Below are 19,193 nucleotides of genomic sequence, written 5' to 3'. Positions count from 1 at the left end.
GCCTGTTCCGGGTTGTCGCCGCCATGCGCACCCGCGAACCGGCCTCAAGCCCGATCACCGCGCCCGGGTCCCGCTGATCCGGGCGCGCGCGTTTCTGGAAGACTGTTCCCACGATGAATGAATTCGAAGCCACCATCACCGACCTGAGCCACGAAGGCAAAGGCGTTACCCGCATCGACGGCAAGGCCGTGTTTGTCAGCGGCGCGCTGTTGGGCGAGGACGTCAGGCTGCGCATCCGCAAGCGCCACCGTCACTACGACGAAGCGGAGGTGGTGGAGCTGCTTACCCGTTCACCGCATCGCGTGGAGCCGAAGTGCCGTCACTTCGGTCAGTGCGGCGGCTGCTCGTTGCAGCATCTGGATGCCGTGGCGCAGATCGAGGTGAAGCAGCGCGTGCTGAAGGACAACTTCGAGCGCATCGGCAAGGTGGAGCCGCAGATCTGGCTGCCGCCCTTGACCGACGAGCCCTGGGGCTATCGTCGCAAGGGGCGCCTGTCGGTGCGCTCGGTGGCGAAGAAGGGCCGCGTGCTGGTCGGTTTCCGCGAAGAGAGCAACCCGCGCTTCGTTGCCGACATCACCCAGTGCGAGGTGGTGCATCCGGCACTGGGCCCCAAGATCGGCCTGCTGGCCGAGCTGGTGAGTGGCATGGACGCGGCAACGGATATCCCGCAGATCGAGTTCGCGGCCGGTGACGACGTGGTGGCGCTGGTGTTCCGCCATATGGTGGCGCTGAGCGAGCGCGACCAGGCGGCACTGATCGAGTTCGGCAAGCAGCATGGGTTTGCCATCTACCTGCAGCCCGGCGGCGTGACCAGCGTGCATCCATTGTGGCCGGAGGCGCCGCGACTGGCGTTCCGTATCCCCAGCGGCAATGCCGCCATTGACGATGTCGAGCTGGAATTCCGTCCGCTCGATTTCGTGCAGGTCAACGCCGGCATGAATCGCCGCATGATGGCGCGCACCATGGAGCTGCTGGATCCGCAGCCGACCGACCGCGTGCTGGATCTGTTCTGTGGCCTCGGCAACTTCACCCTGCCCATAGGCCGTCGCGTGGCCGAGGTGGTGGGCGTGGAAGGCGAGCATGGCCTGGTGGAGCGCGCCGCCGAAAACGCCGCGCGAAACGGCATCACCCATGCGCGCTTCGAAGTGGCCAACCTGTTCGAGGACCAGCGCCACGCGCACTGGGCCAAACAAGCCTGGGACAAGGTGCTGCTGGATCCGCCGCGCGCCGGCGCCGACAAGGTGCTGGAGTACCTGCCGCACAAGGAGACCCGTCGCATCGTCTACGTGTCGTGCCATCCGGGTTCGCTGGCGCGTGACGCCGGCATCCTCGTGCAGAAGCATGGATTCCGCTTGAGCGCGGCCGGCGTGATGGATATGTTCCCCCATACCGCGCACGTCGAGTCGATCGCCTTGTTCGAGCGCTGAGCCGGCACGGAGAAAGCCCGCGGGCCTTCACCGCATCGTCACACTTTCCCCCAATCATCGGTTGAAGCATGGGCATCGAGATCGAGCGCAAATTCCTCCTGAGCGGCAATGGCTGGCGCGATGCCGTCAGTGAAAGCGAGCGCATTGCCCAGGGCTATCTGGTCAGCGCGCAGGCGCTGCACGATGGCACGGCGCGCGCCTCGGTGCGCGTGCGTCGCACGGGCGAGCGGGCGTGGCTCAACATCAAGTCCGCGCAGCTCGGCATTGAGCGCGCCGAATTCGAGTATCCGGTGCCGGTCAGCGACGCAGAGCAAATGCTTGCCGACCTGTGCGATGGCGTGGTGGAGAAGATCCGCCACCACGTGGTGGTCGAAGGCGTGCTGTTCGAGGTCGACGAGTTCTTCGGCGAAAACGCCGGTCTCGTCGTGGCCGAAGTTGAGCTGCCGACGGTTGACGCGCACTTTCCCCGTCCGGACTGGCTGGGTCGCGAAGTGAGCCACCTGCCGCGCTATTACAACGTCAACCTGATCGCCCATCCGTATGCGCACTGGACGCGGGACGAGCGTGAAGCCGCAGGGGAAAACGCCTAATGTTGATGATCGGCCTGGCTGGCACCGCCCTGGCAGCGTCGGAGCATCCCTGGCTCCAGGCGCCCGGCGTGTCTGGCGTGGTGCTGTTCGCGCGCAACTACAGCTCGCCCGGGCAGTTGATGAAGCTGGTGGACGACATCCGTGAGGTCGGTGGCGATGACATGCTCATCGCCGTGGACCAGGAGGGCGGGCCTGTCCAGCGTTTCCGTGACGGCTTTACCCGCCTGCCGCCACTGTCGGCCATCGGTTCCGTTTACGACCGCGATCCGGAAGATGCCATCCGCCTTGCGGAGGAGCATGCCTGGATCATGTCCAGCGAGCTGCGCGCCAGCGGCGTGGATTTCAGTTTCGCCCCGGTGGTGGATCTTGCCCGTGGCAACGCCGCCATTGGCCTGCGCGCATTCCATGCCGATCCCGCGGTGGCTGCCGAGCTGTCGCAGGCCTACGTACGCGGCATGCACCTGGGCGGCATGGCTGCCGTGCTCAAGCATTTTCCGGGTCATGGCTCCGTGGCGGCGGACACCCACAAGGCCACGGCCATCGATCCGCGTCCGCTGGACGTGATCCGCCGCGAAGACCTGGTGCCCTTCGTCGAAGGCATGGCCGCGCATGCGGAAGCCATGATGGTGGCGCATGTGATCTATCCGGAGGTTGATCCTCAGCCGGCAGGTTTCTCGTCGCGCTGGATCAAGGACATCCTGCGCAGCGAGCTGGGCTTTGGCGGCGCGGTGATCAGCGACGACATCAGCATGGCTGCCGCGGGTGCTGCCGGTGGCGTGACCGGTCGCGTGCACGCACACCTCGATGCCGGCTGCGATCTCGTGCTCGCCTGCTTCCCCGACGTGGTGGACGAGGCGATTGCCGCCGTGCAGGACCGGGCTGCCACGTCCCCTGAACGCATCGCCGCACTGCGCGGCGCCGTGGCGTCCACCTGGGACAGCCTCAACGACAACCCACAGCGCGAGCGTTTCATCGCGCGCATCGCGGCGTTGCACGCCGTGGAAGGAAAACCATCGGCATGACCTCGTCTTCTCCCTCGCTCGCCGCTGCACTCGCCGAGGCCGACCTGTTGTTCGACCGCGCGTCGCTGGAATCGGTGATCGCCGACATGGGGCGCGCCATCGACGCGGCACTGGATGGCGAGCGCGCCGTGTTCCTCACCGTGATGAACGGCGCGCTGATCTTTGCGGGCCACCTGGCGCTGGCCATCCGCACCGACGTGGAATTCGATTACGTCCACGCCACGCGTTACCGCGGCGCCACCTCGGGCAGCGAGCTGCACTGGTTGCGTGAACCGGTGGCGGATCTCGCCGGCCGCACCGTGCTGCTGGTGGACGACATCCTGGACGAAGGCCACACCCTGAAGGCCGTGCGCGATGAGTGCATGCGCCGCGGCGCGCGCCGCGTGCTGGTGGCCAGCCTGTGCACCAAGCAGCACGATCGACTGGTGGAGGGCATCACCGCCGACTTCAACGGCGTGGAACTGCCGGATCGCTACGTGTTCGGGTTCGGCATGGACTACCACGAGCAGGGTCGCAACCTGCCGGGCATCTACGCACTGAAGTGAAACGTGCGTGGCCCGGTCACGCGGGCACGCCAAGGGGCAGTACATGAACATCTTGGGTATTTCCGGCAGCCTGCGGCAGGCCTCGTTCAATACGGCGCTGCTGCACGCGGCGCAGGAGCTGGCGCCGGCCGGGATGAACATCACCATCCATCGCCTGCACGACCTGCCGTTGTTCAACCAGGACGTGGAAGAGCAAGGTGATCCCGCGCCGGTCGAGCAACTGAAGGCGGCCATCGAACAGGCGGACGGCCTGTTGTTTGCCTGCCCCGAATACAACGGCGGCATCACCGGCGTATTGAAGAATGCCATCGACTGGGCCTCGCGCGCGGGCACCTCGCGCGAAGTGGCGGCACTGAAGGGCAAGACGATCTGCATCGTCGGCGCCAGCCCCGGCCCCACCGGCACCGTGCGAGCGCAAGACGCGCTGCGCCTGGTGCTGCGCCGGGCCGGTGCGCGCACCGAGCCGCAGGGCGATGTACTGGTGTTCCAGGCGCATACCAAGATCATCGACGGGCGGTTGGTCGACGAGCGGACGCGGGAGGCGCTGGGTCGCCACCTGCAGGGCTTCGCTGAGCGGCTGGCGGCTGCGTCCCAGGCAATCTGAACTACAGAAAGGAACACAACGTGGCTATCGATCTGGCTGTCATCGGCGGCAGCGGCTTGTACAACTTCCCGGGCCTGGAGAACACATCGCGCCATCGCATCGACACGCCGTTCGGCGAGGCGTCGGGCGACGTGGTGACGGGTGACTTCGCCGGTCGCACGGTGGCCTTCCTGGCCCGTCATGGCGAAAGCCATACCGTGCCGCCGCACCGCGTGAACTACCGCGCCAACCTGTGGGCGCTGCACTCGCTGGGTGCGCGCAAGGTGGTGGGCGTCAATGCCGTGGGCGGCATCCGCTCGGACATGGGGCCGCGGGTCATCGTGATCCCCGATCAGGTGATCGATTACACGCATGGTCGCTACACGAGCTTCTGCGATGTCGAGGGTGCCGAAGTGCGCCACATCGATTTCAGCGAGCCTTACACCGAGTCGCTTCGTCGCGAGCTGATCGATGCCGCCGACAGGGCAGGCATCGCCGTGATCGATGGCGGTTGCTATGGCGCCACCCAGGGGCCGCGCCTGGAGACCCGCGCGGAGATCGCACGGATGAAGCGCGATGGTTGCGACCTGGTCGGCATGACCGGCATGCCCGAGGCCGTGCTTGCCCGGGAACTGGATCTTGATTACGCCTGCCTTGCGCTGGTGGCGAACTTCGCGGCCGGCTGCGGCGACGAGGCAGAAATCAGCATCGAGGAGATCTTCGCCCATCTTGCCGCGGCCACCGCCGAAGTGCCCCGCATCCTCGGCGTTTTGCTCAAAGGTTGAGCAGTCGGTAGGGTTTTGGAGGGACCGGGACATCCTTCGTATTGCGCTTTGCCATAAAACATGTTGATACTTCCGTTGTGCCAGGGGCGGCGGACCAAGGGGTCAAGGTGGTTCAGCGCTATCCGTGGTGCATCCAGTCCATGATTCAGAGGTTCACGCAATGCGTTTCGGTACGGTCAAGTGGTTCAACGATGCCAAGGGTTTCGGCTTCATCGCGCCCGAGGACGGTGGGGAGGACGTGTTCGTCCACTTTTCGGCGATCAACGCCAAGGGCTTTCGCAGCCTTCAGGAAGGTCAGCGCGTGAAGTTCGAAGTCACCACGGGTCCGAAGGGCGCCCAGGCTTCGGGCGTCGAGATCGCTGGTTGATTTCGGCGAACCGGCGCATGCGCCGGTCATCGATGTAATGAGGAAGCCCCGCGCCGCAAAGCGCGGGGCTTCTTTTTTTTCGGGGTTGGGAGAGGCACGATGGCTGATCGTAGAGAATTTCTGAAAGCGTCCCTGCTGGGTGCGTCGGCGGTGACGCTGGCCGGTGGCGCGCATGCACTGGCCGGTCCCGCGGGCACGGGCGCAGGCAAGAGTGGTGTGATGCCGCGCGTGATATCCACCTGGGACTTTGGCGTGGCCGCCAACCAGGCGGCCTGGGGCGTGCTTTCCAAGGGCGGTCGCTCGCTGGACGCGGTGGAAGCGGGCGTGATGATCCCCGAAGCGGATCTGAAGAATCACAGCGTGGGCCGCGCGGGCTATCCCGATCGCGACGGCCATGTGTCGCTGGATGCCAGCATCATGGATGCGGACGGCAGCTGCGGCGCGGTGGCCGCGCTGGAGCACATCGCGCACCCGATCCAGGTGGCACGCCGGGTGATGGAGCGCACGCCGCACGTGCTGCTGGTCGGTGATGGCGCGCTGCAGTTCGCGCTGGAGCAGGGCTTCAAGAAGGAAGAGCTGCTCACGCCCGAATCCGAAGCGGCCTGGAAGGAGTGGCTGAAAACCGCGCACTACCAGCCCACGGCGAACAGCGAAGTAAAGGATTACGGCAAGACCGGCATGCCGGGTGGCAAGGACAATCACGACACCATCGGCATGCTCGCCATCGATGCCAATGGACGTCTTGCCGGCGCGTGCACCACCAGCGGCATGGCCTGGAAGTTGCGCGGTCGCGTGGGCGACAGTCCGATCATCGGCGCAGGCCTGTACGTGGATGGCGATGTCGGTGGCGCCACCTCCACGGGCGTGGGCGAGGAAGTGATCCGAAACGTCGGCAGCTTCCTGGTGGTGGAGCTGATGCGCCAGGGGCGTTCGCCGCAGGAGGCCTGCCAGGAAGCGGTGATGCGCATCGTCAAGCGTCGTCCTGCGGCGTCCAAGGATCTGCAGGTGGGCTTTCTCGCCATGAATCGCGCGGGTGAGGTGGGTGCTTTCGCCATCCAGCCGGGCTTTTCGTACGCCGTGTGCGATGCGAAGAAGCAGGATGGCCTGCTGCCGTCCCGGAGCGTCTACTGATGTCCCGTCGCCTGCTGGAGGTCGCGTCCAATTCGCTGGCCTCCGCGCTCGCCGCCCAGGCGGGCGGGGCCGATCGCATCGAGCTGTGCACCGGCCTTGAGCTGGGCGGGCTCACGCCCTCCGCGGCACAGATCGCGCAGGTCCGCGAGCGGCTGAGCATTCCGCTCTACGTGCTGATCCGTCCGCGCGCCGGCGACTTCCTCTATGGCGACGACGAGCTGGAAACCATGCAGCGGGACATCGAAACCTGCCTTTCACTGGGCTGCGACGGCGTGGTGTTCGGCGTGCTCGATGCAGAAGGGCGGGTCGACGTGGCGCGCTGCCGTCCCTTGTTGTCCACGGCGGGCGGCATGGGCGTCACCTTCCATCGTGCGTTCGACATGGCGCGGGATCTGCCGCAGGCGCTGGACGATGTGGTGGCGCTGGGTGCCGAGCGCGTGCTGACCTCGGGTGGCGCAGCGTCGGCCGTGTCCGGCGCGGAAATGATCCGTCGCCTGGTTGTCCAGGCGGCAGGTCGCATCGTGGTGATGCCCGGTGCCGGCGTCCATTCGACCAACCTGGCGGCGCTGGCAGTAGCAACGCAGGCGACCGAATTCCATGCGTCGGCCAAGGTCAGTCTTGCCTCCCACATGGCATGGACGAACCCTTTGCTGGGCGACATGGCCGGCGGCGAAATCCGCAGCGATGAGCACGAGGTGCGTGCGCTGGCCCAGGCGCTGTCATCGATGGCCTGAGCCGCCAGCGGCGCAGGCCATGCGGGGCTGCGCTGCTCAGGCGGTGAACTGCAGCCTCGCCAGCTCCGCATAGAGGCCGCCTTCGGCCAGCAGGCTCTGGTGCGTGCCCTGGGCAACGATGCGGCCGCCGTCCATCACCACGATGCGGTCCGCACGTTGCACGGTGGCCAGGCGATGGGCGATGACCAGGGTGGTGCGTCCCTTTTCCAGTCGTTCCAGTGCCTGCTGGATGGCCGCCTCCGATTGTGCATCGAGCGCCGAGGTGGCCTCGTCGAGCAGCAGCAGCGGTGCATCGCGCAGGATGGCGCGGGCAATCGAGATGCGTTGGCGCTGGCCGCCGGAAAGGCGCACGCCGCGCTCGCCCAGTTCCTCGTCGTAGCCCTTGCTCATGGCGCTGATGAAGTCATTCGCTTCGGCAGCGCGTGCCGCCTCGCGCACTTCATCGTCTCCGGCATCCTCGCGGCCGAAGCGGATATTGTCCGCGGCCGTGCCGCCGAAGATCACCGTTTCCTGCGGCACCAGCGCAATCGCGCCGCGCAGGTCGGGCAGGGTGAGCGCACGCAGGTCCACGCCATCGAGCGTGATGCGGCCGGACTGCGGATCGTAGAAGCGCAGCAGCAGCGTGAGTACCGTGCTCTTGCCGGCGCCGGAGGGGCCGACCAGCGCCACGGTTTCGCCGGGGCGGATGGTCAGGTCGAAGTCATACAGCGCGGGCGTGTCCGGGCGCGAGGGATAGTGGAAGCCGACGTTGTCGAAGCGCAGTTCGCCCTGCACCGGTCGCGGCAACGGGGTGGGGTGTTCCGGGCTGGTGATCTCGGCGCGTTCGCCGAACAGCTCGCTGATGCGTTCCATGGCACCGGCGGCGCGCAGGACGTCGCCCCAGACTTCCGACAGGCCGGCCAGTGAGCCGGCGGCGAAGATCGCGTACAGCACGAACTGAGTGAGTACGCCCGCGTTGAGCGTGCCGGCCAGCACGTCATGCGCGCCCGCCCACAGCACCAGCGTGATGGCGCCGAAGAACAGCACGATCACCGTGGCGGTGAGTATCGAGCGCATGCCGATGCGTTGCCGCGCGGTGGCGAGCGCGCGCGTGATGGCGTGGGCGTAGCGGGTGCTTTCGATGTCCTCGCGCGCATAGGCCTTCACGGCCGGCGCGGCGTTGAGTGTTTCGTTGGCGATGGCGGCGGTGTCGGCGATCCTATCCTGGCTGGCGCGCGACAGCTTCTGCACGCGACGACCGAACAGCAGGATCGGCAGCATCACTGCGGGAATCACCAGGGCCGTCAGCCCGGCCAGTCGCGGGCTGGTCCACACCATCATGGTGGTGGCGCCCAGCAGCATGACGGCGCTGCGCAGGGCCACGGAGATGCCCGAGCCCAGCAGGGCCTGGATCACTTCGGTGTCGGTGCCGAGACGGGAGATGAGTTCGCCCACCCGGTTGCGCTCGAAGAAGCCGACATCCAGCCGGATCACATGCGCATAGAGCTTCGAGCGCAGCGACGCCAGCGCACGTTCGCCCAGCAGCGCGATGCAGTAATAGCGGGCAGCCGTGGCGAAGGCCAACACCAGCGCCACCGTGAACAGCCCCATGAAGGTGGCATTGATCGCCGCGCTGTTCGAGCGCAGGAAACCCTGGTCGATGATGTGTCGCATCGCTGGCGGCAGCGCCAGCGTGGCGCTGGAGGAAATGGCCAGGAACACCAGCCAGCCGACCGCGAGTTTGCGATGCGGCTTGATGAACGGCCACAACCGGCTGAGGGCGCCGATGCGGCGGGACGTGCGAGGGGGCGTGCCGGTGGTGTCGCTCATGAAGTCTCGCGGTCAAGGGAGGGCCGGGCCGTCACGGGGCAGCATGCACGCCGCGATGGAACAACCCACTCAACGTGGGGCGGATTGCCGGCGATTCAATCCAGTCGCCGCGCGGCATGCCGCCCACGGCTGATGTCGATGACGCGTGCCTGGGCCTCGGCGGTACGGCTGGCGGGCAGCTGGACCTCCAGTTCCACGCCGTCGGCGCCGAAGTCTTCGCGCACGATGTCAGCATCCAGTTCGCGGAGCCGCGCTTTCAACAGGGCCAATTCGGCGAAGTCGCAGCGCATGCCCAGATGGGCCATGGCCACGATGGGCGTCCGCTCGGCACGGCGCAGGCACTCGGCGGCCGTGCCGCCATAGGCGCGTACCAGTCCGCCGGCGCCGAGCTTGATGCCGCCGTACCAGCGTGTCACCACGACCACGGCCCGGTCGATGCCCTGGCCCTCGATGGCCTGCAGGATCGGACGCCCTGCGGTGCCGCCGGGTTCGCCGTCGTCATTGAAGCGGTAGTCCTGCCCGATGCGATAAGCCCAGCAGTTGTGCGTGGCCGCCGGGTCGCCGACCTCGCGCACGAAGGCCAGCGCCTGTTCGGGCGTCTGCACGGGAGCGGCCTGGGCGAGGAAGCGGCTTTTCTTGATGTCCTCGCTGTGCTGGCAGGCGCCGGCGAGGGTGTGCAGCGTGTCACTCATGATCGGGCAGCTGTGCTCGCAGGTCGTCGGGCAAGGGGATGTCCGGATGAGCCTTCTGGAAGATTGTCAGGCGTTGCACGGCCTCGTCATGGCGATGCCAGGCAAAGAGCTGACGAATCTTGGCGAACTCCTGTGCGGGCGTATCCGTCGGATTCGCCGCTGTGGCGTCCAGTGAGGGCATGGGCGCCGGCTGCATGCGGGCGGCAGGCGCCATGGCCCTCAGGGTGGTCGCTTGCACGGTCGTTCGCGCGGGCATGCCCGCCACGGGTGCAGCGGCGATCGAATCGGCGGTGCTCGCGTAAGACGACGTTGCCATGGGCGCAGGGGCGGCTTCAAGCAACACTGGCGGTGCCGGTGGTGCCGAAGGGGCTGGTGCCGGAGGTGGTGCCGCGACGATGTTTTCCTCAGGTGCAGGCAGCGCCGGTGCCGACGCTTCGACAGGCGGCGGAGGTGGAGGAGGCGCAGGCGCCATCACCCTGGCCTTCATGGCGGAGCGGATGTTGTCCTGCCGGGCCTGCAGGGTAGGTGTCACGTGCTGGGCCGGCCTGCCTGCCAGCGGCGCGGCGGGTTCGTTGGTGCTAGCCAGAGGCTGCGAGGCTGGCGCCACGGGCGCTGCCGGCGCGGGCAGAACGGCTGCTGTTGGTGCCGGCGCATACGCGGGCACGCTGCTGGCCGTGGTCATCTGCGGCACGCTCGAAGGTTGCTGCAGCATGCGCCAGCCCAGCCCTGCGGCCACTACGACCATGGCGGCGCTGGCCACGGCGACGGGCCAGCGGGAAACGCGTCGGCGCGTGGCGCGCACGGCGTCCGTGGCGGCGAGCTTCACCGCACGATCGAGTTCGGGCGAGGGCTCCTTGCGCGGCAGGCTGCGATAGAGCGACTTCAGCTCGTCGTCGCCCGGCAGTGCGTCGTTGTCGTGGTCGTGCGTATTCATTCGGCCAACTGTTCGCGCAGACGGTTCATGGCATAGCGCAGTCGGGATTTGGCGGTTTCGCGCCCCACGCCGGTGACTTCGGCGATTTCCTCCACGCTCAGGTCGTTTTCCAGTCGCAGCAGTACCGCGGTGCGCTGCTCATCGGGCAGTTGTTCGATGGCCACCTGCAAGCGGCGCCGGCGCTCGAATTCCGACAGCACGTGCTCGGGCTGTTCGTGCTCCTGCGCCGCCGCCTGCTCGAATACGCGTTCGGCCTCTTCGCCGGTGGCGACGGGGCGCTTGCGGCGGTAATGGTCAATCAGCAGGTTATGCGCGATCTGCAGTAGCCACGTAGTGAATTTCGCCTGCGGCGCGTAGCGCGTGCGTGAGGCAATCACGCGGCTCCAGGTGTCCTGGAACAACTCCTCCGCCAGTTGCGGGTCGCGGGCGGCGCGCAACAGGAACCGGTACAGCGCGCCACGGTGGCGTGCATACAAGGTGTCGAACGCCGCCAGTTCGCCTCGTGCATAGGCAAGCATCAACGTTGCGTCGTCGTCCACTGCGGCGTCCATGGGCGGCGAGGTTAAGCCAAAGCGGCCCCGGCGGTAAGCATCAGCGCGCGTCGGGGCGGAAGCGGACCGCGAAGGCGTAGGCATGGCGTCGTGGGTTCATCGGCAGGTGCATGATGGTGTAACGCGTCGCGGCGGTGAGTGGGGTTGGGCTCTGGCCTCACGACAAGTCACTGCGGGGAGTACGCCCATACCCGCGACTCGCCACCCGTGCTCAGGATGCGCCCATGGCGCCGGATCAGGTGCTCGGTGGTGCGGTCACGCGCCAGGGTCATGCCGCCCAGCCGCACGGTGGACACGGTCTGCACGGTGGCCTGCTTGTGGTCGGCCGACAGCTCGATGTCGTTCACTTCCTGGGCGATCTCCAGCGCATAGCGCCCACCGGTGGCCGCGCTGAGTCGCTGCATCATGTCCACCGATTGCCGCAGGTGCCCGCACAACCCCGGTTTGTCGAAGTGCTGTTGTGTGCTTTCGTCGCCCTGTCGGGTGACCTGTTCGGCGGAGAAGTCGTCCGTCATGCGCTCGCACAGGGCGTCGGCGTCGAACCGTCGCATGGCTTCGGCATCGGCCTCGTAGGCAGCGCGGATCTGGTTGTCGTCCATGCGGCGGCTGACGTCGAAATGCCAGAACGCCAGGCCGGCGAGTACGGCCAGCAAGACCAGCTTCATCATGGGGCTCTCCCTGTCGTTGGTGGGCCGGCCAGATGGCCGGCGGCGCCCGACTTCCTTTGCGGGCGCAAGTATTTGCGACTATGTCACGGACGGCCCGGGGTGTCAGCTACGCCAGATGGCAGATCCCTCACGGAATGACCGGCCCGGCCATGGGCTGGCTGAAGTCTTCCGGCGCGAGCTTCTGGGTGAGGCGGAACACGCCTTCATGCACCTGGCGGGGCAGTACCACGTCGAGCACGGTGGTCTGGTGGGGTGCGACGATCTGGAACAGGTCGTCCCTGCTGGCCGTGGTGGCGATGGCGTGATGCACCAGACCTTTCAGGTCGCGCGGTTCGATGGTGGCACTGTACGGGCGATGGTCTTCCGTCGCGGCACGCAGCACGCGCCGGGTCAGTGGATGCACGACGCGCGGTGCGCCGGCGAGCAGCGCATGGTTGAAAAAGAAAGTGACGACATGTCCCTGACGGCTGTTGGCCTGGCGGTCGAGCATGAAACCCTGCGGCATCCAGTCGGGGTTCGGTGGCGATCCGGCCTGGAACAACAGGCGCGCGCCGACCAGCGGTTCGCCGCCTTCATCGGCGAGACGGATCACCAGCATGCTGCGCGGATCATGGATATGCGTGCGTGCCGGAAACGGTCCGACGGTTTCCAGTTCGACGCGGTCCGCATCGCGCAGTGCGTTCTCCTGATCGAAGGCATCGCACAGTTGTCGGTAGCCCTTGCCGTCGCGCACCTGCATGCAGCGCAGCAAGGCATCGACCGTGGCCTGTGGTGCGGCGGCCATCACGCCCTGCTCGGTACCGGAATGCGACGCGCCGGGAATCAGCTTGAATGCCGTGCGCGGGGCCTGCGTGACGTTGAGCGCGAGCGTGCCGTCGCCGCCACTTTCGCGGGCGAGCACGGCATGACGCGCATTGAGGTTGGCTGCGGCCATGCGCACCACGCCGTCCGAGCCGTCCTCGCCGGTGTAGCTGTTGATGTGGTCGTAAAGCGAACGGTCCGGGCGGTCGCCGGTGAGCACGAACAGGAACTGCTCGCGCTCCGCCGGATCGCTGCCGTGGATATGGTCGAGGTTGAGCGCCAGCGACTCGCTGCTGCCCAGTTCCAGCCAGTCCAGGATGCGCTGCCCTGGCTCCACGCCCCCAGCCCATGCCTTGAGGCGTCCGAGTACGCCCTTGCCCAGCTGGGCGAGGGCGGAGCCGAAATTGGCGGGTGCCAGCATCATCAGGTGAGTGAGCCGGATGGTGCTGAAGGCGCCCGGGAGTTCGCGCTGCGCGCGCAGCCACTCGCGCACCACCGGTCCACCGGTGGAGTGGGTGATGCAGGCGAAACGGGCATCCCGCAGGTGCAGGTCGCGCAAGGCGCGGTCGAAGGCGCGTACGACGTCGGCCATGGTCACGGCGTCGTCGAAACTCACGTACTCGGAAAGCCAGATGTCGGCCACGGTCAGTGTGATGCCGGCCGCGGCGGCCTGTGCCTGCAGTTGCGCGGGCAGGGCGCCATAGGTGGAGGTGTTGGTCACGCTCCAGCCGTGCACGAAAACGAGTGTGGCCATGAACCGGTTCCCTGGGCTGTTCCGCCGTTCGCTCGTCGGATCGACGGCGTGTCCATCGGTTGTTACAGAACGAGGTTGTGAGCTATCGCCTCGTTATGCTGTAAGGCCCTAAGATGCCATGCCTTTCCATGGAGTGGGGAATCCACATGCTCACCGTCTTGCTTGTGCTGCTGTTGTTGGCTGCGTTGCTGCATCGCCGGCGCTGGCGAAAGGCGGCACGCGCGGTGCTGGCGCTGAGCGTGCTGCTGTTCTTCGGCATCGGCTGCGGTGCGCTGCCGCGTCTGCTCACGCGAAGCCTGCAGGGCCCGTATGACGTGGAGCCCGCCATTGCCTGGGCGCCGCGCAACGCCATCGTGGTGCTCGGCGCGGGCACCGCTGTTGCAGGCGATCAGCCGTTGCAGCCCTCGTTCTTCGTTGATGGGCGACTGTTGAAGGCGGCCCAGCTGTACAGCGCCTGCAAGGCGGCGAACAAGGAATGCCATCTGGTGGCCAGTGGTGGCGACTCGCAGGATCACGGCGAGCCGGAGGCCGTGGTCTACGGCCGGGCCCTGCGTGCGCTCGGCATTCCCGAGGCGGACATCACGCTGGAATCGCGCAGCATGAGCACGTGGCAGAACGCGCAATTCACCCGTCCGATTCTGGCGTCGTATGCGCCCCAGCACGTCGTGCTGGTCACCTCGGGCATCCACCTGCGCCGTTCGCTGTTGTACTTCGCGCACTTCGGCATCGTGCCGCAGCCGGTGGCCGGCGACTGGATCAACACGCGTCGCGAAATCGCGCCGGATTCGTGGAATTACTTCGTGATGGACGCCACGCTGCACGAGTACCTGGGCATCCTGCGCTACGACGTCTACAACCTGCTGGGCTGGAACGCACCCAAGGCGCCGCCGCTGGGCCAGTGACGCAAGAACTTACGTTCATTTTCCAGCCAGCTACTGAGCCCGTATCCGCGTAACCTTTTCAAGTTCACTTCCACGGGCTCTCCCGATGCACCCCGATCTTCCTGCCGATCCGCACTCACGTGCGGCGCTTCCGCTTGCCCCCTCGCTGGATCCGACGCTTACCGATGCCCATATGCCGCGCCGTTTCCGGCCGCTGGGGCGCCGGGTGCTGTGGATCTGTTTCCTGGCGATGGTGCTGGGCTCGGTGGTGGCTCTGGTGGCGCGCCTGCTGACGGGGTTGATCGGCCTGGTGACTAACCTGGCTTTCTACGGCCGCATCAGCACGGAGTTCAGCAGCCCCGCCGGCAATCACCTGGGCTTGTGGGTCATCGTGGTGCCGGTGATCGGTGGCCTTGTTGTCGGCGTCATGGCGCGCTGGGGTTCGCGCGCCATCCGCGGCCACGGTATTCCCGAGGCAATGGAGCAGGTGCTGCTCAACGAAAGCAAGATCCCGCCGCGCATCACCTGGCTGAAGCCGGTGTCGTCGGCCATTGCCATCGGTACCGGCGGCCCGTTCGGTGCGGAAGGCCCGATCATCGCGACCGGCGGCGCGTTGGGTTCGCTGGTGGGGCAGCTGCTGCACGTGACGGCGGATGAGCGCAAGACACTCCTTGCCGCTGGCGCTGCAGCCGGTATGGCGGCGGTGTTCTCCGCGCCTATTTCGTCCGTGCTGCTGGCCATCGAACTGCTGTTGTTCGAACGCCGTGCGCGTTCGCTGATCCCCGTTGCGCTGGCCGCCGTCATGGGTACGGCCGTGCGCTACATGCTCGAAGGCAACGAACCGATGTTCGCGATGCCCGCCGTCGCCACGCCCGCGCTCAGTGCCGTGGTGGCGTACATCGTCATGGGCATCATCACTGGCGTGGCCAGCGTGGGCATCACCAAGCTCACCTACGCCATTGAAGACGGTTTCGAAAAATTGCCCATCCACTGGATGTGGTGGCCCGCCATCGGCGGTGTCGTGGTGGGTGTGGTGGGCTACTTCATGCCGGCCACGCTGGGCGTGGGCTACAACAATATCGGTGCGCTCATTGCCGGCCAGATCGGCTTCACCGGCATGTTGGCGTTGTGCCTGATGAAGCTGTTGTCGTGGTCGGTGGCATTGGGCAGCGGTACCTCGGGCGGTACGTTGGCGCCGCTGTTCACCATCGGCAGCGCCCTGGGTGGCGTGCTTGGCCTGCTCTGCGTGAGCTGGCTGCCGTGGTTGCAGGTGGATCCGCGCGTGGCTGCGCTGGTGTGCATGGCGGCGATTTTCGCCGGTGCCTCGCGCGCCTTCCTCACCTCGGTGGTGTTTGCCTTTGAAACCACGCAACAGCCGCATGGCCTGCTGCCGCTGCTGGGTGCTTGCGCCGCGGCTTACCTGGTTTCGGGATTGATGATGCGCAACACCATCATGACCGAGAAGATCGCCCGTCGCGGTGTCCGCGTGCCGGCCGAATACGCGGCCGACTGGCTTGAGCGCATTGCCGTGGGTGACGCTTGCAGCCGTGAGGTGGTCAGCCTGCGTGCTGCCGAAACCGTAGGCGAGGTGCAGGCATGGCTGGCCACGGATACGGCGCCGGCCAAGCACCAGGGTTTCCCGGTGCTCGATGGCGAAGGCCATCTGCTCGGCGTGGTGACGCGCCGGGACCTGTTGCGTGCGAGCACGCCGGCCGAGGCTACGGTGCAGTCGTTGCTGGCCCGTCCGCCCATCGTGGTGCGGGAAGACCACACGCTGCGCGAGGCCGCTGATCATATGGTCGAGGCGGACGTGGGGCGTCTGGTGGTGGTCGGAAAAGATGGTCGCCGCATGGTGGGCATCATCACGCGCGGGGACCTGCTGAAGGCGCATGCGCGTCGACTGCGCGAAGCGCATGAGACCAGCCGGCATCTTGGGGCCAAAACAAAACCGGCCGTGTAAGGGCCGGTTCTGAGAAAAACGCGGGCGGCCATGGGCCGCCCGTTTTCTTTGGTGGCTTACAGCGACGCCATGTCGATCACGAAGCGGTAGCGCACGTCGCTCTTGACGACGCGCTCGTAGGCCGCGTTGATGTCCTGCATGTTGATCACTTCGATGTCGCTGACAATGTTGTGCTCAGCGCAGAAGTCGAGCATTTCCTGCGTCTCGGCGATGCCGCCGATGGCCGAACCCGCGATGGAGCGGCGGCCCAGCACCACCGAGGCGGCCTGCACCGGCGGATCGAGCGGCTGCAGCTGGCCTACCAGGCACAGCGTGCCGTTGAGGGCGAGCGTGTTGAGGTAAGGATTGAGGTCGTGCGGGTTCGGCACCGTGTCCAGGATGAATTCAAACTGGCGCGCCACGGCGGCCATCTGCTTCTCATCGGTGGACAGCACCACGTGGTCGGCACCGAGGCGGCGTGCTTCTTCTTCCTTGCCCGGCGAGCGGGTGAACAGGGTGACGTCCGCGCCCATCGCCTTGGCGAACTTCAGGCCCATGTGGCCCAGGCCGCCCAGACCGATCACGGCCACCTTGCTGCCCTTGCCGACGTTCCAGTGGCGCAGCGGCGACCAGGTGGTGATGCCGGCGCACAGCAGCGGTGCGGCCGCCTTCAGGTCCAGCTTTTCGGAAATGGACACCACGAACTTGTCCGACACCACGATGCGCTCGGAGTAGCCGCCCTGGGTGGCGGTGCCGTCCCGGCGGTCCTTGGCGTTGTAAGTCCAGGTGCCGCCTTCTTCGCAGTACTGCTCCAGGCCGGCGTTGCAGGACGCGCAGTGCTGGCACGAATCGACCAGGCAGCCGACGCCGACGGTGTCGCCGACCTTGAACTGGGTGACGTCTTTGCCGACGGCGCTGACGCGGCCGACGATTTCATGGCCCGGCACCATGGGGAACACGCTGCCGCCCCATTCGTTGCGCGCCTGGTGGATGTCCGAGTGGCAGACGCCGCAGTAAAGGATGTCGATCACCACATCGTCGGAGCGCGGGTCGCGGCGTTCGAACTGGAACGGCGCCAGCGGCGTGGTGGCGGACTGTGCGGCATAGCTGCGGGTAGGAAGCGTCATGGGATGACTCCTTGGGGGACGGGACAGCGAGGGGGCGAAGTATGGCCGTCACAGGGAGTGCCGGGGTAGCCGGATCCTGCGAGATGCTTGCCTGATCCTGCAAGGCTTGTCCCCAAGGGCTCGCCAAAGACTGCAGGAACGGGCAATCTCGTGCTGTACAAATCGATGGCAAGTCCATGATCGATAAACCTTCCGCATTCTTCTCTCCAGCGCGAATCGCGCAGGATCGCGAGGAATTGACAGCACGGCTTGAACGATTGGCGCCCGAGGAGGGCGTGCACGCGACAGCGTGGCCCTCACTTTCCCTGTTCCGCGCCGACTCGACCGGCGTGCCCACCTGCGCCATGTACGGGCCTGGGCTAGGGCTTGCGCTGCAGGGCGCCAAGCAGATCCTGCTGGGGCAGCAGACGTTCCTGCATGAGCCGGCGTCGTATCTGGTGACGGCGGTGGACGTGCCGGTGTCATCGCAGGTGGTGCGCGCCTCCGCCGAGGAGCCATGCCTGTGCCTGACCTTCCGGCTGGACGCGCAGCGCATCCGCGAGCTGCTGCCTGAGGTACCGCCACAGCGCGCCACGATGACCTCAGCGTCCGGACTGTCCGTCAGTCCGCTCGACGGTGGCCTGCTGGATCCGCTGCTGCGCCTTGCGCGCCTGCTGGAAGCGCCGCGCGACCTCGCCGTGCTTGGTCCGCTGATCGAGCGCGAGTTGCTGTATCGCCTGCTGACGGGCGAGCAGGGTTCCCGGTTGGCGCAGATCGCCACCTCAGGAAGCCAGAGCCACCAGATTTCGCGTGCCATCGACTGGCTCCGCGAGCACTACGATGAGCCGCTGCGCATCGATGAGCTGGCCATGCGGGTGAACATGAGTGCCTCGTCGCTGCATCATCACTTTCGCGCCATCACGGCCATGAGTCCGCTGCAGTACCAGAAGCAGCTGCGCCTGCAGGAGGCGCGCCGCCTGTTGCTGGCCGACCAGTGCGACGTCGCCACCGCGGCGCATCGCGTGGGCTACGAAAGCCCCTCGCAGTTCAGTCGCGAGTACAGCCGCAACTTTGGTGCGCCGCCGTTGCGTGATGTGGCGCGACTGCGCATGGTGGATGCCGAGAGCGTGGCATGAGCCCACTTGACGCTCATGGTGGTGGCGTCAATCATGCCGCGCCCGCCATGGCAGGCGGCCAGGGAGCGTCATGAATCTCGCCTTGTTTGATTTTGACGGAACGATCACCACGCGCGAAATGATGCGGCCGTTCATCGAGTTTGCCGCGTCGCCACGGCGAATCGTGTGGGGCGGTGCATTGCTGGCGCCGCTGCTGCTTGGCTACAAGCTGGGCTGGGTGTCGCCGAACTTCATGCGCCGTTGCGCGGTTCACGCGGGCTTGCGTGGCCTGCCCGAAGAGCAGGCGTTCGCGCTGGGCGCCGATTTCGCGCGCACCGAGCTTCCCGGTGTGCTGCGCGAACAGGCACTGGAGCGCATCCGCTGGCACAAGGCGCAGGGCGACCGCATCGTGGTGGTGTCCGGTGCGCTGGATGTCTATCTCTCCCATTGGTGCCGCGAACACGGCCTGGAGTGGCTCTGTTCGCGTCTTGAATCGCAGGGCGGGCGCCTGACCGGTCGCTATCGCGGCGAACAGTGCGTGAACGCGGAGAAGTCGCGCCGCGTCGCAGAGGCCTATGACCTGGCCAGCTATCCGCAAATCTACGCCTACGGCGACACTCCGGAAGACCGTCACCTCCTGCAGCTGGCCCATCACCGCTATTACCGGTGGCAACCGGTGGCCTGAGCGGTTCATTCGCGGGCGGCCGGCCCGTGCCCCATCAGTCATTCTTGCGGGGTGAGCCGCGCGCGGGTGACAGT

Annotated in this window: 20 protein-coding genes; 13 read left to right on the top strand and 7 right to left on the bottom strand. The window is 66.7% G+C overall.

Annotated elements, in window-relative coordinates; translation table 11 throughout:
- Positions 1–113 precede the first annotated feature (113 nt).
- The 9 genes from rlmD to H8F01_RS21460 all read left to right on the top strand — a co-directional run bounded on the left by rlmD (position 114) and on the right by H8F01_RS21460 (position 7,184).
- A complete protein-coding gene (gene rlmD / locus H8F01_RS21500) occupies positions 114–1,427 on the top strand; it encodes a 23S rRNA (uracil(1939)-C(5))-methyltransferase RlmD (protein ID WP_187057033.1) in 1,314 nt (437 codons plus the stop codon).
- A 68-nt stretch (positions 1,428–1,495) separates the two neighbouring features.
- Entirely contained in the window at positions 1,496–2,017 is a 522-nt protein-coding gene (locus tag H8F01_RS21495; RefSeq protein ID WP_187057032.1) for a CYTH domain-containing protein, read from the top strand.
- Positions 2,017–3,039, top strand: a complete 1,023-nt coding sequence (gene nagZ / locus H8F01_RS21490) for a beta-N-acetylhexosaminidase (protein WP_187057031.1) — start codon at positions 2,017–2,019, stop codon at positions 3,037–3,039. Before H8F01_RS21495 ends, nagZ begins: the two co-directional genes overlap by 1 nt.
- Entirely contained in the window at positions 3,036–3,584 is a 549-nt protein-coding gene (locus H8F01_RS21485; RefSeq protein ID WP_187057030.1) for a hypoxanthine-guanine phosphoribosyltransferase, read from the top strand. The genes nagZ and H8F01_RS21485 overlap by 4 nt, the downstream gene beginning before the upstream one ends.
- 43 nt (positions 3,585–3,627) lie before the next feature.
- Positions 3,628–4,188, top strand: a complete 561-nt coding sequence (locus H8F01_RS21480) for an NADPH-dependent FMN reductase (protein ID WP_187057029.1) — start codon at positions 3,628–3,630, stop codon at positions 4,186–4,188.
- A gap of 20 nt (positions 4,189–4,208) precedes the next feature.
- Positions 4,209–4,952, top strand: coding sequence for an S-methyl-5'-thioinosine phosphorylase (locus H8F01_RS21475; protein ID WP_187057028.1), 744 nt, complete (start codon positions 4,209–4,211; stop codon positions 4,950–4,952).
- A gap of 160 nt (positions 4,953–5,112) precedes the next feature.
- Positions 5,113–5,319, top strand: a complete 207-nt coding sequence (locus tag H8F01_RS21470) for a cold-shock protein (protein WP_019465945.1) — start codon at positions 5,113–5,115, stop codon at positions 5,317–5,319.
- 99 nt (positions 5,320–5,418) lie between these two features.
- A complete protein-coding gene (locus H8F01_RS21465; RefSeq protein WP_187057027.1) occupies positions 5,419–6,450 on the top strand; it encodes a glycosylasparaginase in 1,032 nt (343 codons plus the stop codon).
- The gene (locus tag H8F01_RS21460) at positions 6,450–7,184 is read left to right on the top strand and encodes a copper homeostasis protein CutC (RefSeq protein WP_187057026.1); all 735 of its coding nucleotides are present in this window, start codon (positions 6,450–6,452) and stop codon (positions 7,182–7,184) included. Before H8F01_RS21465 ends, H8F01_RS21460 begins: the two co-directional genes overlap by 1 nt.
- 36 nt (positions 7,185–7,220) lie before the next feature.
- Here H8F01_RS21460 and H8F01_RS21455 read toward each other — a convergent pair whose 3' ends face one another.
- The 6 genes from H8F01_RS21455 to H8F01_RS21430 form a co-directional block, all read right to left on the bottom strand.
- On the bottom strand, positions 7,221–8,993 hold the full coding sequence (locus H8F01_RS21455) for an ABC transporter transmembrane domain-containing protein (protein WP_187057025.1): 1,773 nt from the start codon (positions 8,991–8,993) through the stop codon (positions 7,221–7,223).
- A gap of 95 nt (positions 8,994–9,088) precedes the next feature.
- Positions 9,089–9,685: an IMPACT family protein gene (locus H8F01_RS21450; protein ID WP_187057024.1), complete on the bottom strand. Its 597-nt coding sequence runs from the start codon at positions 9,683–9,685 to the stop codon at positions 9,089–9,091.
- Positions 9,678–10,619 (bottom strand): hypothetical protein, encoded by a 942-nt coding sequence (locus tag H8F01_RS21445; RefSeq protein WP_187057023.1) that lies wholly within the window; start codon positions 10,617–10,619, stop codon positions 9,678–9,680. Before H8F01_RS21445 ends, H8F01_RS21450 begins: the two co-directional genes overlap by 8 nt.
- Positions 10,616–11,170, bottom strand: coding sequence for an RNA polymerase sigma factor (locus H8F01_RS21440; protein ID WP_187057022.1), 555 nt, complete (start codon positions 11,168–11,170; stop codon positions 10,616–10,618). The genes H8F01_RS21445 and H8F01_RS21440 overlap by 4 nt, the downstream gene beginning before the upstream one ends.
- A 167-nt stretch (positions 11,171–11,337) precedes the next feature.
- On the bottom strand, positions 11,338–11,838 hold the full coding sequence (locus H8F01_RS21435; protein WP_187057021.1) for a hypothetical protein: 501 nt from the start codon (positions 11,836–11,838) through the stop codon (positions 11,338–11,340).
- 127 nt (positions 11,839–11,965) lie between these two features.
- Complete coding sequence (locus tag H8F01_RS21430) at positions 11,966–13,393, bottom strand: phospholipase (protein ID WP_187057020.1); 1,428 nt, start codon at positions 13,391–13,393, stop codon at positions 11,966–11,968.
- A 146-nt stretch (positions 13,394–13,539) separates the two neighbouring features.
- On the opposite strand from H8F01_RS21430, the gene H8F01_RS21425 reads away from it, so the two are divergent.
- Both H8F01_RS21425 and H8F01_RS21420 read left to right on the top strand, forming a co-directional pair.
- Positions 13,540–14,295, top strand: coding sequence for a YdcF family protein (locus tag H8F01_RS21425; protein WP_187057019.1), 756 nt, complete (start codon positions 13,540–13,542; stop codon positions 14,293–14,295).
- A gap of 172 nt (positions 14,296–14,467) precedes the next feature.
- Positions 14,468–16,234 (top strand): chloride channel protein, encoded by a 1,767-nt coding sequence (locus tag H8F01_RS21420; protein WP_187059422.1) that lies wholly within the window; start codon positions 14,468–14,470, stop codon positions 16,232–16,234.
- Between the two features lie 56 nt (positions 16,235–16,290).
- On the opposite strand, the gene H8F01_RS21415 is transcribed toward H8F01_RS21420, so the two are convergent.
- Complete coding sequence (locus H8F01_RS21415) at positions 16,291–17,340, bottom strand: NAD(P)-dependent alcohol dehydrogenase (protein WP_187057018.1); 1,050 nt, start codon at positions 17,338–17,340, stop codon at positions 16,291–16,293.
- 275 nt (positions 17,341–17,615) lie between these two features.
- Between H8F01_RS21415 and H8F01_RS21410 the strand changes: the two genes are divergently transcribed.
- Both H8F01_RS21410 and H8F01_RS21405 read left to right on the top strand, forming a co-directional pair.
- On the top strand, positions 17,616–18,455 hold the full coding sequence (locus tag H8F01_RS21410; protein WP_238481092.1) for an AraC family transcriptional regulator: 840 nt from the start codon (positions 17,616–17,618) through the stop codon (positions 18,453–18,455).
- Positions 18,456–18,525: 70 nt separating this feature from the next.
- The gene (locus tag H8F01_RS21405; protein ID WP_187057016.1) at positions 18,526–19,119 is read left to right on the top strand and encodes an HAD-IB family hydrolase; all 594 of its coding nucleotides are present in this window, start codon (positions 18,526–18,528) and stop codon (positions 19,117–19,119) included.
- Positions 19,120–19,193: the final 74 nt, after the last annotated feature.

This window comes from Dyella telluris (genome assembly GCF_014297575.1).
Taxonomy (GTDB): domain Bacteria; phylum Pseudomonadota; class Gammaproteobacteria; order Xanthomonadales; family Rhodanobacteraceae; genus Dyella; species Dyella telluris.
Note: the sequence above shows the minus strand (reverse complement) of the source record. Positions and strands in the feature narration are given on the sequence as shown.